Genomic DNA, 15,038 nt, shown 5'->3' on the forward strand with positions numbered 1-15,038 from the left:
TCGTTCTCGCGTGGGAGACGGGCTTTGTAATGACAGAGCAATTGCCATGCCTAAAGTTGAATGGTCATTCAATAACTCCTGAAAACGACGTCGCGCCGCGTCTATATAAGCCGCGCCGCGAGTGGGGGTTATAACTGCCATTATCGGCGGGAGGCGCTCTGCCCCGTTGGGCGTGAGCAAATCGGTAGCACTTGTGGGAACAGGGCTACGGCGACCTGATGGAGAGTGTCACCGCAAGCACAGGTGACAGGCGGTAATGGCCAAGTTGGATCCCTGGCCGGGGTGAAGTCGCTTATCTGTAAGCGACGCGCTAAAAGGTGGCGCGTTTGGGATTATGTGTTCACTTAGCGCGCAGTTTTGACTGGTCTGGCGCCTTCGCGGGCAAGCCTCGCTCCTACAGGGATTGCGTGATTCTGTAGGAGCGAGGCTTGCCCGCGAACGGGGTCACCTCGGATTCAGCACTCGACGGCGCTAACCGCCAACCCACCCCGCGAGGTCTCTTTATATTTGTCGTGCATATCAGCGCCGGTATCGCGCATGGTGCGGATCACCCGATCCAGCGAGATAAAGTGCTGACCATCCCCGCGCAACGCCATTTGCGCCGCGTTGATGGCTTTCACCGCGGCAATCGCATTGCGCTCGATGCACGGCACTTGAACCAGCCCGCCCACCGGGTCGCAGGTCAGGCCCAGGTTGTGTTCCAGACCGATTTCCGCCGCGTTACACAGCTGCTCAGGTGTCGCACCCAGAATCTCCGCCAGCCCGGCCGCTGCCATGGCGCAAGCCGAACCGACTTCGCCCTGACAACCGACTTCCGCACCGGAAATCGAAGCGTTCTTCTTGCACAGAATCCCGACCGCTGCCGCACTGAGGAAATAGTCGACCACGTTGGCGTCCGTCACCACCTCGCTGAACTTCATAAAATAGTGCAACACCGCCGGAATGATCCCCGCCGCGCCGTTGGTCGGTGCCGTCACCATGCGCCCACCGGCAGCGTTCTCTTCGTTGACCGCCAGGGCGAACAGGTTGACCCATTCCATGGCACTCAAGGTCGAGCCGATGACATTGGGTTTGCCCAGCTCTTGAAGGCTGCGATGCAACTTGGCCGCACGACGGCGCACATTCAGTCCGCCGGGCAGGATGCCTTCGTGTTTCAGGCCCTGGTCGACGCAATCCTGCATGGCGCGCCAGAGTTTCATCAGACCGCTGCGGATCTCTTCCTCGCTGCGCCAGACTTTCTCGTTGGCCATCATCAATTCGGCCACGCGCAGGTTGTGCTTCTGGCACAGGCTGAGCAGTTCGACAGCGCTGGAAAAATCGTAGGGCAACACGGTGCGATCCAGATCGACCACGCCGCTGGAGGCCTGCGCTTCATCCACGACAAAACCACCGCCGATGGAATAGTAGGTGTCGCGATGCAGCTCGCCGTCATCGCCTTCGGCGACCAGGGTCATGGCATTGGGGTGAAACGGCAGGTTTTCGTCGATCAGGCGCATGTCGCGAGCCCAGATAAACGGCACCGACAGGCGACCGTCGAGCAACAGCGTGTGGGTCTCGCGCAAGGTTTCGATACGGATGCCGATTTGCGACGGATCAATCGCGTCCGGCCACTCGCCCATCAGGCCCATGATCACGGCGTTGTCGCTGCCGTGACCGATGCCGGTGGCCGACAGCGAACCATAAAGCTGAACTTCAACGCGCCGCACTAGTTCCAAAAGGCCCTGCTCACGCAAACCTTGCACGAACAGCGCGGCGGCCCGCATAGGTCCCACGGTGTGCGAACTGGAAGGGCCGATGCCGATTTTGAACAGGTCGAAAACACTGATAGCCATTACTGCCGAACTCCTGGATGTGCCAACTCCAGACGCAAAAGCGCCCAGTGACGGAGCTGCTACGCTCAAGCTGCAATCCGCCGAGATGGCCGCATCATCAGGCTTTTGCCGTGTCGTTCGACGTCTCACACCGACGCACTCATGCCCACTAACGCCGCGAGCGTTTTACGCTGCGTTTTCGCCGTTTTTTTGCGGATCAGAGGGGCAAAGAGGGTTGAAAAAAGCTGTAAACGACGTCACCGACACTGGATGCGACCATCCCTGTACTGGTTACGACGCACCCTGTAGGCGTCAGATTTTCACTGGTACATGATCGTATCGACTCGATTGCAAGGCGCCGTGGTAGAGATGTCTCCAAAACGCCATCCAACCGCAACCTATAAGTGCGGTGGTCCAGTCGGAACACTGCCAAAAAAAACACCAAGGAGTCCATCCATGAAAGGTTCCCCGTCGTTGTTGTTGGCCGCCATGCTGAGTCTGCCGTTACTGGCTCAAGCCGCAGAACCCGCTCAGTGCAGCACCGTAAACTTCTCCGATGTCGGCTGGACTGACATTACCGTCACCACCGCCGCCACCAGCGTCGTTCTCGATGCCTTGGGCTACAAAACCAAAACCACGATGATTTCCGTTCCGGTGACCTACAAGTCCCTGGCCGACGGCAAGAACATGGACGTATTCCTGGGTAACTGGATGCCGACCATGGAAAACGACATCAAGGCGTACCGCGATGCCGGCACCGTGGAGACACTGCGCGCCAACCTCGAAAACGCAAAATACACACTCGCCGTGCCCGAAGAGTTGTATAACAAGGGTCTGAAAGATTTCGCCGACATCGCCAAGTTCAAGAAAGAACTCGACGGCAAGATCTACGGCATCGAACCAGGCAACGACGGTAACCGCCTGATCCAGAGCATGATCGACAAGAACGCCTTCGGCCTCAAAGACGCCGGCTTCAAGGTGGTCGAGTCCAGCGAGGCAGGCATGCTCTCGCAAGTCGATCGCGCCCAGCGCCGCAACACCGCCGTAGTGTTCCTGGGCTGGGAACCGCACCCGATGAACACCCGTTTCAAGATGAAGTACCTGACTGGCGGTGACGACTTCTTCGGCCCCAACTTCGGTCAGGCGACCATCTTCACCAACACCCGCAAGGGCTACGCGCAGGAATGCAGCAACGTCGGTCAGTTGCTGAAAAACCTGGTGTTCACCCTCGACATGGAAAGCACGCTGATGGGCAACGTCCTGGACGACAAAATGAAGCCTGACGCGGCCGCCAAGGCCTGGCTGAAAAAGAATCCACAGGTGCTCGATACCTGGCTCGCTGGCGTGACCACCATTGACGGTAAACCAGGCCTGGAGGCCGTGAAAACCAAGCTCGCGCAGCCTTGATTTAGGAAGCATCGCTTACGCCGGGCGGGTTCGCTCGCCCGGGCTGTTTATTTCCTTGCATGCGGACGTTCACTACCATGCTGATTGATCAGAAAATACCTCTAGGCCAGTACATCGCGGGCTTCGTTGAATGGTTGACGCAACACGGCGCCAACACCTTCGACGCCATCGCCGTGTCACTGGAAACGATGATCCACGGTGTGACTTTCGCGCTGACCTGGTTCAACCCGCTGGCATTGATCGGCCTCATCGCACTACTGGCTCACTTCATTCAACGAAAGTGGGGGCTGACCGTTTTCGTCATTGCCTCCTTTCTGCTGATCCTCAACCTGGGGTACTGGCAGGAGACCATGGAAACCCTCGCCCAGGTGCTCTTCGCGACCCTGGTCTGCGTGGTCATCGGCGTGCCGTTGGGCATCGTCGCCGCGCACAAACCGATGTTCTACACACTGATGCGGCCGGTGCTCGATCTGATGCAGACCGTGCCGACGTTTGTGTACCTCATTCCTACCCTGACCCTCTTCGGTCTGGGTGTGGTCCCGGGTCTGATCTCCACGGTAGTGTTCGCGATTGCCGCGCCTATCCGCCTGACCTACCTGGGCATCCGTGATGTTCCCGCAGAACTGATGGACGCCGGCAAAGCCTTCGGCTGCTCGCGCCGCCAGTTGCTCGCACGCATCGAACTGCCTTACGCCATGCCAAGCATCGCGGCCGGTATCACCCAGTGCATCATGCTGTCGCTGTCGATGGTAGTGATTGCGGCTCTGGTGGGCGCCGACGGCTTGGGCAAACCTGTGGTCAACGCACTGAACACTGCTGATATCGCCCTGGGCTTCGAAGCCGGCCTGGCGATCGTACTGCTGGCGATCATGCTCGACCGTATCTGCAAACAACCCGACGCTAAAGTAGGGGGTGACGCATGAGCATTATTCGCTTCGAAGACGTCGACGTAATCTTCTCCAAAGATCCACGTGAGGCGCTCAAGCTCCTCGACCAAGGCATGACCCGCGACCAGATCCTGAAAAAAACCGGGCAGATCGTCGGCGTTGAAAAAGCCAGCCTGGACGTGGAAAAAGGCGAAATCTGCGTGCTGATGGGCCTGTCCGGCTCCGGCAAATCCAGCCTGCTGCGCTGCATCAACGGCCTCAACACCGTGAGCCGTGGCAAGTTGTTCGTCGAGCACGAAGGCAAGCAGATCGATATCGCTTCCTGTACCCCGGCAGAACTGAAAATGATGCGCACCAAGCGCATCGCGATGGTGTTCCAGAAATTCGCCCTGATGCCGTGGCTGACGGTGCGCGAGAACATCAGTTTCGGCCTGGAAATGCAGGGTCGCCCGGAGAAAGAACGGCGCAAACTGGTGGACGACAAGCTTGAGCTGGTGGGCCTGACCCAGTGGCGCAACAAGAAGCCTGACGAACTCTCCGGCGGTATGCAGCAACGCGTGGGCCTGGCCCGTGCACTGGCGATGGATGCGGACATTTTGCTGATGGACGAACCGTTCTCGGCGCTCGACCCGCTGATCCGCCAAGGCCTGCAGGACGAATTGCTGGAACTGCAAAGCAAACTGAGCAAAACCATTGTGTTCGTGAGCCACGACCTCGATGAAGCCCTGAAGCTCGGCAGCCGTATCGCAATCATGAAAGACGGCCGGATCATCCAGTACAGCGTGCCGGAAGAGATCGTGCTCAACCCGGCGGACGACTACGTGCGGACCTTCGTCGCGCACACCAATCCGCTGAACGTGCTGTGCGGTCGCAGCCTGATGCGCACCCTGGACAACTGCAAACGCATCAACGGTTCGGTGTGCCTCGATCCGGGCGGCGATTCGTGGCTGGACCTGGCCGAAGGCAACACCATCAAAGGCGCCCGCCAGAACGGTGCGAGCCTGGACCTGCAGAACTGGATTCCAGGGCAAGCGGTTGAAGGCCTGGGTCGTCGGCCAACGTTGGTGGACTCCAACATCGGCATGCGCGATGCGCTGCAGATTCGTTATCAGACCGGCAACAAGCTGGTGCTGCACGACAACAACAAGGTGGTCGGGATTCTGGGTGACAGCGAGCTGTATCACGCTTTGCTCGGCAAGAACCTGGGCTAAGACAGCAGACACAAAAACGCCGCGAGAGGATCGCGGCGTGATCGTTCCCACGCTCCGCGTGGGAATGCATCCGGTGACGCTCCGCGTCACGACTCAAAAGCGGACGCAGAGCGTCCGGGGCGGCATTCCCACGCAGAGCGTGGGAACGATCAGGCACAAAAAAGGGGCTCAACTTGAGCCCCTTTGCGTTCCCACGCAGAGCGCAGGAACGATCAACTCGCTACTCAGCTATAAACCCGGCCAAGGAGCTGCCGATGGCTTTCAAACTGATCGAGCACGTCACGGGTGATCTGATCCTGAGTGAAGCCCATCAAGTCGTAATCCTGGCTGCCGTTGTGCAGGTACACCTCGGCGCGGTAGTAGCGTGCACGCGGTTCGTCAGCGCTTTCGGCCGACACCGTTTCGCTCGCCGCCGCCAGATAGCCATCCAGGCTCACTTCGTAGACAAAAGGGTTGCCCTCTTCCATCTCGATGCGCACGCCCATGCAGCGCTTGGATTTACCCAGCAACGTTTGCACTTCCAGGCCTTGACCGCGCAGTTGCACCGCAGCCTCTTCCAGCGCCGGGCTGACTTGCTTGTCCATGAAGCGCTGAACGATCGACTGATTCGGTTGCAGGTCCAGCTGCGTCAAACGCTCGCTGAAACCACGACGACCGCGCGCCGCCAACTCGGCTTGTTCCTGTTCGATCTGCACGTCCTGGCGCATGGCCTTGTGCAAGCCGAACATGAAGAACACCAGCACTACCGAGAACGGCAGACCGGCCAGCACCACCATGGTTTGCATGGCTTCGAAGTTACCGGCGAACAACAGGCCGATGGTCACCAGCGTGATCACTGCCGACCAGAAGATCCGCAGCCAGTGCGGGGCGTCTTCGTCGACGTTGCCGCCCTTGCAGGAAAGGTTGGCCATCATCACCGCACCGGAATCCGCCGGGGTCAGGAACAGCACGAAACCGACGAAGATCGACACGCCGATCACAATCTTCGACGCCGGGTAATGCTCAAGCAGCTGGTAAATCGCCATGGACGGCTGTTGCAACGCCGTCTTGCCGAGTTCCACCGCCCCATGGTTCATCACCAGGTCCAGGGCCGAGTTACCGAAGATCGACAGCCACGCCAGGGTGAAACCCAGCGGGATCAGCAGCACGCCGGCTACCAGTTCACGTACCGTGCGACCACGGGAAATACGCGCGATGAACATGCCCACGAATGGAGCCCAGGAAATCCACCAGGCCCAGTAGAACAGGGTCCACAGGCCCATCCAGCGTTCGCTCTTCTCGGTGCTGCCTTCGTACACATAAAGGTCGAAGGTTTTCAGCACGATGCCGTTCAGGTAGTCACCGATGTTCTGCACGAAGCCGTTAAGCAAGTGCAAAGTCGGGCCGAACAGCAGCACGAAAATCAGCAGCCCGCTGAACAGCACGATGTTCAGGTTGGACAGACGACGAATACCGTTTTCCACGCCGGACACGGCAGCGATGGTCGCCACGGTGCTCATCACGATGATTACGATCAGCAGGTTGGTGTTGCTGTGTTCCATGCCGAACAGGTTTTCCAGCCCGGACGACACTTGCAGCGAACCAATCCCCAGGTTCGTCACCAGCCCCAGCAGCGTCACGAACATGCCGAAGCCGTCCACCGCATGACCGGCCGCGCCTTTGACCCAACGCTCACCGACCAGCGGATACAGCGCCGAACGCAACGCGAGTGGCTGGTTATGACGGTAAGCAAAGTAAGCCACGGCCAGGCCGACCAAGGCGTAGATCGCCCAGCCATGCAGGCCCCAGTGCAGGAATGTCAGTTGCACAGCCTGACGGGCGGCCATGTTGCTGGCGGCCACGCCTTCCGGCGGATTGAAGTAGTGGTCCAGCGGCTCGGAAGCACCGAAGTACAGCAGCGAGATGCCGATACCCGACGAGAACAGCATCCCCGCCCAGGCGCCGTAGCTGAAATCCGGGGTGTCGTCCTTGCTGCCGAGCTTGAGTTTGCCGTAGGACGAAAACGCCAGGCCGACGACAAATACCAGATAGGCGGCGATCACCACCATGTAGTACCAGCCGAAACTGCGGGACAACCAGGCCTGGGCGATGCCGAGCAATCTGCCAGCCTCTTGCGGGGCGATGATCAGAATGGCGGTCAACAACAGAATCAACGCGGTAGAGGTGTAGAACACCCAACCGTTGACCGTCACCTTCTCGGGCGGGGTCTTTATAAGAGAGGCAGAACTCATGGCACAGATGCTCCAGGCAGTGCGAGAGAAGAACACAAGGCAACGCGTTACCCGACCAATCGGTTAGTTGGCAGCCGACCGGTGGGTGATATAAAGACACCCCGAAAAAAGCCCGAAGCCCGAGAGCGCCATAGCGCGTGGGTTTCGAGCGTTTTCGGATGTCGTTTTTCCGCCAACTACATGTAGGAAAAACCTGTAGGCAGCGACGAATTGTCGCAGATCTTATTCTTTGTTGATTGAACGTTCAATCAAAACAAAATAGACTGGCCTTCAATCCGATAGACGTTTTACGTCCGCCGGAAGGCCTAAGGAGATGTGCAAGATGCCCAAGGTCGGTATGCAACCCATCCGCCGCCAGCAGTTGATCGAAGCCACATTGCAGGCGGTCGATCAGGTCGGAATGGGGGACGCCAGCATTGCGCTGATCGCCCGTTTGGCCGGTGTCTCGAATGGCATCATCAGTCACTATTTTCAGGACAAGAACGGCCTGATCGCTGCCACGGCGCAGTATCTGATGAGGGTCCTCAGCGAGAACGTCACCGCGCGCCGTCAGGCGCTGGAGGACAGCAGCCCGCGGGCGCACCTCCAGGTGATCATCGAAGGCAACTTCGACGCCAGCCAGGTCAATGGCCCGGCAATGAAAACCTGGCTGGCCTTCTGGGCCACCAGCATGCACCACCCGTCTTTGCACAGGTTGCAGCGGATCAACGATCACCGTCTGTATTCCAACCTGTGCTGCCAGTTTCGCCGTGTATTGCCGCTCGATGATGCACGCAGCGCAGCCCGGGGCCTGGCAGCCCTCATTGACGGTTTGTGGTTGCGCGGCGCGCTGTCGGGAGATGCTTTCGACACTGAGCAAGCGCACCAGATCGCTTACGAATACATGGATTTTCAACTGGCCAAGCAGGTGAGTTAGAGCACACATAACCGCTCAACCCCTGAACCGCCACTGATCAGCGTTGCCCAAAGATATAAGGCACGCCCAGTGGTCAACGCCAACCACTTATGCACTTGCGAGGACTTTATGGCCCGTTTCGAACTGCAAAAACTCTACATCGATGGCGGCTACAGTGACGCCAGCAGCGACGCCACTTTCGAAGCCATCAACCCGGCTAACGGTGAAGTCCTCGCAAAAGTACAACGTGCGACTTTCGACGATGTCGAGCGTGCTGTGGTCAGCGCCGAAAAAGGCCAGAAAATCTGGGCTGCGATGACCGCCATGGAGCGTTCGCGCATCCTGCGCCGTGCCGTCGACATCCTGCGCGAGCGCAACGATGAACTGGCCGCTCTGGAAACCCTGGACACCGGCAAGTCGTTCTCCGAAACCAAGTATGTCGACATCGTCACCGGTGCTGACGTGCTTGAGTACTACGCAGGCCTGGTGCCCGCCATTGAAGGCGAGCAGATCCCGCTGCGTACCACGTCGTTCGTCTACACCCGTCGCGAGCCGCTGGGCGTCGTGGCCGGTATCGGCGCGTGGAACTACCCGATCCAGATCGCCCTGTGGAAATCCGCGCCTGCCCTGGCAGCCGGTAACGCGATGATCTTCAAGCCAAGCGAAGTCACTTCCCTGACCACTCTGAAACTGGCCGAGATCTACACCGAAGCGGGCCTGCCAGCTGGCGTGTTCAACGTCCTGACCGGCAGCGGCCGTGAAGTCGGCACCTGGTTGACCGAGCACCCACGCATTGAAAAAATCTCCTTCACCGGCGGCACCGACACCGGCAAGAAGGTCATGGCCAGCGCTTCCGCTTCGTCGCTGAAAGACGTGACCATGGAACTGGGCGGCAAATCCCCGCTGATCATCTTCGACGACGCCGACCTCGATCGCGCCGCCGACACCGCGATGATGGCCAACTTCTACAGCTCCGGTCAGGTCTGCACCAACGGCACTCGCGTGTTCGTGCCGACTCACCTGAAAGCCGCTTTCGAAGCCAAGATCGTTGAGCGCGTTGCGCGCATCCGCATCGGCAACCCGGAAGACGAGAACACCAACTTCGGCCCGCTGGTCAGCTTCGCCCACATGGAAAGCGTGCTGGGTTACATCGCCAAAGGTAAGGAAGAAGGCGCTCGCGTGCTGTGCGGCGGCAGCCGTCTGACCGAAGGCGAATTCGCCAAAGGCGCGTTCGTGGCCCCGACCGTGTTCACTGACTGCACCGACGAGATGACCATCGTTCGCGAAGAAATCTTCGGCCCGGTCATGGCGATCCTGACTTACGAAACCGAAGAAGAAGTGATCCGTCGTGCCAACGACACCGACTTCGGTTTGGCCGCCGGCGTTGTCACCAAGGACCTGAACCGCGCTCACCGCGTGATTCATCAACTGGAAGCCGGTATCTGCTGGATCAACGCCTGGGGCGAGTCCGACGCGAAGATGCCGGTCGGCGGCTACAAGCAGTCGGGTGTGGGCCGTGAGAACGGCATCAGCTCGCTGAACAACTTCACACGCATCAAATCGGTACAGGTCGAACTGGGCGATTACGCCTCGGTTTTCTAAGCAGGCATCTGCTTCGCCTGAAAGGCCGCCTTCGCGGGCAAGCCTCGCTCCTACAGGTTCGAGGTTTGCCGCAGGTTTTGTGCACGACGCAACACCTGTAGGAGCGAGGCTTGCCCGCGAATGAGTGCGCAGCACTCGCGATGGCCTGACCTGACCCAACACCAAAGAGGGTGCATTTAATGTCCCAAGAATTCGATTACATCATCATCGGTGCCGGCTCGGCCGGTAACACCCTGGCGACCCGTCTGACTGAAGACGAAGGCGTCACCGTCCTGCTGCTCGAAGCAGGCGGCCCGGACTACCGTCTGGACTTCCGCACGCAAATGCCGGCCGCCCTGGCGTTCCCGCTGCAAGGCCGTCGCTACAACTGGGCCTACGAAACCGATCCAGAGCCACACATGGACGGTCGCCGGATGGAATGCGGTCGCGGCAAGGGCCTCGGCGGTTCTTCGCTGATCAACGGCATGTGCTACATCCGTGGCAACGCGATGGACTATGACAACTGGGCCAAGCTTCCAGGTCTGGAAGACTGGGATTACCTGAACTGCCTGCCGTATTTCCGCAAGGCCGAAACCCGCGACATCGGCCCTAACGACTACCACGGTGGCGATGGTCCGGTCAGCGTGACCACGCCCAAAGCCGGCAACAACCCGCTGTTCCACGCGATGGTTGAAGCAGGCGTGCAAGCCGGTTACCCGCGCACCGAAGACTTGAACGGCTACCAGCAAGAAGGCTTCGGCCCGATGGACCGCACCGTGACGCCGAACGGCCGTCGCGCCAGCACCGCTCGCGGTTACCTGGACGTCGCCAAGAAGCGTTCGACCCTGACCATCGTCACCCACGCCCTGACCGACAAGATTCTGTTCGAAGGCAAGCGTGCCGTCGGCGTGCGTTACCTGATCGGCGCCGCAGAAGAGCGCGTTGAAGCCCGTGCCCGCAAAGAAGTACTGCTGTGTTCCGGCGCCATCGCTTCGCCGCAGATTCTGCAACGCTCCGGCGTCGGCCCGGCCGAACTGCTGAACAAGCTCGATATCCCTGTGGTCCATGACCTGCCAGGCGTCGGCGAAAACCTGCAGGATCACCTCGAGCTGTACCTGCAATACGCCTGCACCCAACCGGTCTCGCTGTACCCGTCGCTGCTCTGGTACAACCAGCCGGCCATCGGTGCCGAATGGCTGTTCAACGGCACCGGCATCGGCGCCAGCAACCAGTTCGAAGCCGGCGGTTTCATCCGTACCCGCGAAGAATTCGATTGGCCCAACATCCAGTACCACTTCCTGCCCGTTGCCATTAACTACAACGGCAGCAACGGCGTGAAAGAGCACGGGTTCCAGGCGCACATGGGTTCCATGCGTTCGCCGAGCCGCGGTCGCATCCAGGCCAAGTCCAAGGATCCGCGCGAGTACCCGAGCATCCTGTTCAACTACATGGCCACCGAGCAGGACTGGCAGGAATTCCGTGACGGCATCCGCCTGACCCGTGAAATCATGCAACAGCCTGCGCTGGACGCTTTCCGTGGCCGCGAAATCAGCCCGGGCATCGACGTGCAAACCGATGAGCAGCTCGACAAGTTCATCCGCGAACACGCCGAAACCGCGTTCCACCCGTCCTGCTCGTGCAAGATGGGCACCGACGAAATGGCCGTGGTCGATGGCGAAGGTCGTGTACACGGCCTGCAAGCCCTGCGCGTGGTCGATGCTTCGATCATGCCGATCATCACCACCGGCAACCTGAACGCGCCAACGATCATGATCGCCGAGAAAATCGCCGACAAGATCCGTGGTCGGCAGCCGTTGCCGCGCAGCACGGCTGATTACTACGTCGCCGGCGATGCGCCGGTGCGTGGCAAGCCATTGCGGGATGTGAGCCTCACCGCTCAGTAAGACCGTTACACCGAGGCGCGCCCTTCGCGGGCAAGCCTCGCTCCTACAGGAGAACGCGATTCCCTGTAGGAGCGAGGCTTGCCCGCGAAGACGCCCGACCCATCACCACACCTCCCGAAGTAATCCTTTCCTACACCGATCCAAGCTTGATCCTACCCCCCGCGCAGGCCTAATCTAGCGCCACGCAATCGTTTCACCCCCCTTCGCAACACCGCTACACCGCCACTCCAGACCAAGGAGGTTCCCGAATGTTCGATTTCCACCCCCAGCTCAAGCAGCGCTTTGCTGCCTTGCGCACGGGCGCTGAATTCTTTTCGCTACGTTATGTGCGCGAGTCCGGCCAGTACCTGTCGGTGCGCAAGAATGTCGCCGAACCTCCAAGCCTGAGCCGTGACGAAGGCGCGATGCTGACCGTGCGCGTCAACGGCGTCGAAGCCTACGCCGCGACCAACGACCTGTCCCAGGCTGGCCTGCAAGCCGCGCTGGAACGCGCCGAGCAACAAGCCCGCCGACTCAAGCCCCACGCGCTACTGGACCTGCGCGAGCAAGCCGTCTCCAGCGACCGCGCCGACTACTTTTCGCCAAACCTCGACCAGCCCTTCCCGTCCCTGAGCGATTGCTACCAACTGCTTGGCGCCGAATCCGCGTCCGTGCCCAAGGACGAGCGTCTGGTGAACTGGCAGGTGAGCATCGGCATCACCCATGTCGAGCAGATCTACCTCAACAGCGCTGGCGCGGAACTACGTCAGGCCCAACGCTTCGTCTACCCGGGCCTCGATGTCACCGCCTACGACGGCAGCGACAGCCAGACCCGCAGCCTGGGCCGCGAGAACTTTGGCCAGCAAGGCAGTGCCGACGTCATCAGCCGCTGTGGCCTGGTCGGTGCGGGTCCGAAAGTCGCCGATCAAGCGCTGCAATTGCTGCTGGCGCCCAACACTCCGCAAGGCCCGCGCGACTTGCTGTTGATGCCCGACCAGATGATGCTGCAGATCCACGAATCCATCGGTCACCCGCTGGAACTGGACCGCATTCTGGGCGATGAACGCAATTACGCCGGCACCAGTTTCGTCAAGGCAGAAGACTTCGGCAGCCTGCAATACGGATCGAAACTGCTGAACGTAACCTTCGATCCCGATATTCCCGAGCAACTCGCCAGCTACGGCCATGACGACGACGGTACCGCCGCGAGCAAGCAATTCCTGATCAGGGAAGGCTTGCTGCTGCGTCCATTGGGCGGCGCGCTTTCGCAATTCCGGGCCGGCATGGACGGCGTCGCCAACAGCCGCGCCTGCGGCTGGAATCGTCCGCCAATCGACCGCATGGCCAACCTGAACATCGAGCCCGGCGATCAGCCGCTGGAGCAACTGATCGGCAACATCGAGCACGGCATCATGATGTCGACCAACCGCTCGTGGTCCATCGACGATGCGCGCAACAAGTTCCAGTTCGGTTGCGAGTGGGCTCAGTTGATCGAAAACGGCGAACTCAAAGGCGTGGTGAAAAACCCCAACTACCGGGCAATTTCCGCGCAGTTCTGGAAAAACCTCAGCGCCGTCGGCGACGCCAGCACCCTCAAGGTCCTGGGCACACCGAACTGCGGCAAGGGCGAACCGAATCAGGTGATCCGCGTCGGCCATGCTTCGCCGGCCTGCGTGTTCAGCAACGTGGATGTATTTGGGGGAGACGCCTGATGAGTACGTCAAACAATCAGGCCGAGTCGTTCAAGGCCTTGGTCAACTGGCTGCGCGATGCGATTCGCGAGCCGGAACAATTCACCCTCAGCTACGCGGCCGAATCCTCGGCCTTCGTGCGCTTCAACCACGCCAAGGTTCGTCAGGCCGGTCAGGTGCAGCAGGCGAGTGTCGGTTTCAAACTGATCCACGAGGGGCGGCATGCCGACCTGAACATTACGCTTTCCGGTGATGCGGAAGTCGACCTTCAGCGGCTGGCCGAAGGTCTGCAACAGTTGCGCGATACCTTGCCGCTGCTGCCGCAGGACCCGTACCTGCTGCTCAACCACAACGGCTGGCAGAGCAAGAACGTGCAGGAGCATCCGCTGCCGGACACCGAGCAGGTGGTGGCCGAAATTACCCAGGCGGCCGAAGGGCTGGATCTGGTCGGCTTTTACGCTGCGGGACCGATCAGCCGAGGTTTCGCCAGTTCTTCGGGCGCGTTCGGCTGGCATCAAGCCAACAGCTTCAATTTCGATTTCAGCCTGTTCCACGACAATGGCCAAGCGGTGAAGGCCAGCTATGCCGGGCACGACTGGAACAGCGAAGGGTTTGCCAAACGCTTTGCGCAGGCTCGCGAGCAGTTGGCGTTCCTGGGCAGACCACAACGCACCCTCGCGCCCGGTCAGTACCGCGCCTACCTGGCGCCGGCTGCCTTGGGGGAAATTATGGACATGCTGGGCTGGGGCGGTTTCTCGGCGCAGTCGATTGCCAGCAAACACAGTCCGTTGCAGAAGCTGTATGCGGGCGACAGTTCGTTCAGCCCGTTGGTGTCGGTCGATGAGAAAGTCAGCGGTTCGTTGAGCCCGGCGTTCTCGGGCGAAGGTTATCCGCGCAGCGATCTTGGCTTGATAGTCGCAGGCAAGGCGGGCGCGCAGATGGTCAGCTCACGCAGCGCCGCCGAGTACGGCCTGACCGCCAACGGCGCCAGCGGTGGTGAAATGCCAAGCGCAGTGAACATGGCGGCGGGTGCGTTGCCTGATGCAGAGATTCTCAAGCAACTGGGCACTGGCTTGTACATCAGCAACCTCTGGTACCTGAACTACTCGGATCAACCGGCGGCACGCCTGACCGGCATGACGCGGTTTGCGACGTTCTGGGTCGAGAACGGCGAGATTCAGGCGCCGGTGAGCACGATGCGGTTTGATGACAGTGCTTACAGTTTGCTCGGTTCGCAGCTGGAAGCATTGACCGAGGAACGTGAGCTGATGTTGTCGGCCAGCACCTACAGCCAGCGGGCTACGGCCTCGGCGTTATTGCCTGGTGCGCTTGTCAGCCGTCTTACGTTGACCCTGTAAACACGTTATCCCAGTACACAGGGGATCCTGTGGCGAGGGGGCTTGCCCCCGTTCGGCTGCGAAGCAGTCGTAAATCCGGCTAG

At 60.2% G+C, this 15,038-nt stretch carries 10 protein-coding genes; 8 read left to right on the forward strand and 2 right to left on the reverse strand.

The window, feature by feature from the left end:
* Nucleotides 1-455 precede the first annotated feature (455 nt).
* Nucleotides 456-1,832: an L-serine ammonia-lyase gene (locus ACIQV9_RS13780; protein ID WP_403102101.1), complete on the reverse strand. Its 1,377-nt coding sequence runs from the start codon at nucleotides 1,830-1,832 to the stop codon at nucleotides 456-458.
* A 435-nt stretch (nucleotides 1,833-2,267) separates the two neighbouring features.
* Between ACIQV9_RS13780 and ACIQV9_RS13785 the strand changes: the two genes are divergently transcribed.
* From ACIQV9_RS13785 to choV, 3 genes are all read left to right on the forward strand, one after another.
* Nucleotides 2,268-3,218, forward strand: a complete 951-nt coding sequence (locus ACIQV9_RS13785) for a choline ABC transporter substrate-binding protein (RefSeq protein WP_403102104.1) — start codon at nucleotides 2,268-2,270, stop codon at nucleotides 3,216-3,218.
* Nucleotides 3,219-3,295: 77 nt separating this feature from the next.
* Nucleotides 3,296-4,141 (forward strand): choline ABC transporter permease subunit, encoded by an 846-nt coding sequence (gene choW, locus ACIQV9_RS13790; RefSeq protein ID WP_109635476.1) that lies wholly within the window; start codon nucleotides 3,296-3,298, stop codon nucleotides 4,139-4,141.
* Nucleotides 4,138-5,316, forward strand: coding sequence for a choline ABC transporter ATP-binding protein (gene choV, locus ACIQV9_RS13795; protein WP_010466986.1), 1,179 nt, complete (start codon nucleotides 4,138-4,140; stop codon nucleotides 5,314-5,316). The genes choW and choV overlap by 4 nt, the downstream gene beginning before the upstream one ends.
* A gap of 224 nt (nucleotides 5,317-5,540) precedes the next feature.
* On the opposite strand, the gene ACIQV9_RS13800 is transcribed toward choV, so the two are convergent.
* Entirely contained in the window at nucleotides 5,541-7,490 is a 1,950-nt protein-coding gene (locus ACIQV9_RS13800; protein ID WP_403102383.1) for a BCCT family transporter, read from the reverse strand.
* 379 nt (nucleotides 7,491-7,869) lie between these two features.
* Here ACIQV9_RS13800 and betI point away from each other — a divergent pair, with 379 nt between their 5' ends.
* The 5 genes from betI to ACIQV9_RS13825 all read left to right on the forward strand — a co-directional run bounded on the left by betI (nucleotide 7,870) and on the right by ACIQV9_RS13825 (nucleotide 14,955).
* Nucleotides 7,870-8,463: a transcriptional regulator BetI gene (gene betI, locus ACIQV9_RS13805; protein WP_403102109.1), complete on the forward strand. Its 594-nt coding sequence runs from the start codon at nucleotides 7,870-7,872 to the stop codon at nucleotides 8,461-8,463.
* A 108-nt stretch (nucleotides 8,464-8,571) separates the two neighbouring features.
* Nucleotides 8,572-10,044: a betaine-aldehyde dehydrogenase gene (gene betB / locus ACIQV9_RS13810; RefSeq protein ID WP_403102112.1), complete on the forward strand. Its 1,473-nt coding sequence runs from the start codon at nucleotides 8,572-8,574 to the stop codon at nucleotides 10,042-10,044.
* Between the two features lie 179 nt (nucleotides 10,045-10,223).
* Entirely contained in the window at nucleotides 10,224-11,927 is a 1,704-nt protein-coding gene (gene betA, locus ACIQV9_RS13815) for a choline dehydrogenase (RefSeq protein WP_403102115.1), read from the forward strand.
* Nucleotides 11,928-12,175: 248 nt separating this feature from the next.
* Nucleotides 12,176-13,618, forward strand: coding sequence for a TldD/PmbA family protein (locus ACIQV9_RS13820; RefSeq protein ID WP_403102118.1), 1,443 nt, complete (start codon nucleotides 12,176-12,178; stop codon nucleotides 13,616-13,618).
* A complete protein-coding gene (locus ACIQV9_RS13825; protein ID WP_403102120.1) occupies nucleotides 13,618-14,955 on the forward strand; it encodes a TldD/PmbA family protein in 1,338 nt (445 codons plus the stop codon). The genes ACIQV9_RS13820 and ACIQV9_RS13825 overlap by 1 nt, the downstream gene beginning before the upstream one ends.
* Nucleotides 14,956-15,038: the final 83 nt, after the last annotated feature.

Origin of the sequence: Pseudomonas sp. NPDC099000, from assembly GCF_044759925.1 — a bacterium.
In the GTDB taxonomy this organism is placed as follows: Bacteria; Pseudomonadota; Gammaproteobacteria; order Pseudomonadales; family Pseudomonadaceae; genus Aquipseudomonas.

Coding starts and splice junctions, on each gene's coding strand:
- ACIQV9_RS13780 (WP_403102101.1), bottom strand. CDS start 1,832: ATGGCTATCAGTGTTTTCGACCTGTTCAAAATCGGCATCGGCCCTTCC.
- ACIQV9_RS13785 (WP_403102104.1), top strand. CDS start 2,268: ATGAAAGGTTCCCCGTCGTTGTTGTTGGCCGCCATGCTGAGTCTGCCG.
- choW (WP_109635476.1), top strand. CDS start 3,296: ATGCTGATTGATCAGAAAATACCTCTAGGCCAGTACATCGCGGGCTTC.
- choV (WP_010466986.1), top strand. CDS start 4,138: ATGAGCATTATTCGCTTCGAAGACGTCGACGTAATCTTCTCCAAAGAT.
- betI (WP_403102109.1), top strand. CDS start 7,870: ATGCCCAAGGTCGGTATGCAACCCATCCGCCGCCAGCAGTTGATCGAA.
- betB (WP_403102112.1), top strand. CDS start 8,572: ATGGCCCGTTTCGAACTGCAAAAACTCTACATCGATGGCGGCTACAGT.
- betA (WP_403102115.1), top strand. CDS start 10,224: ATGTCCCAAGAATTCGATTACATCATCATCGGTGCCGGCTCGGCCGGT.
- ACIQV9_RS13820 (WP_403102118.1), top strand. CDS start 12,176: ATGTTCGATTTCCACCCCCAGCTCAAGCAGCGCTTTGCTGCCTTGCGC.
- ACIQV9_RS13825 (WP_403102120.1), top strand. CDS start 13,618: ATGAGTACGTCAAACAATCAGGCCGAGTCGTTCAAGGCCTTGGTCAAC.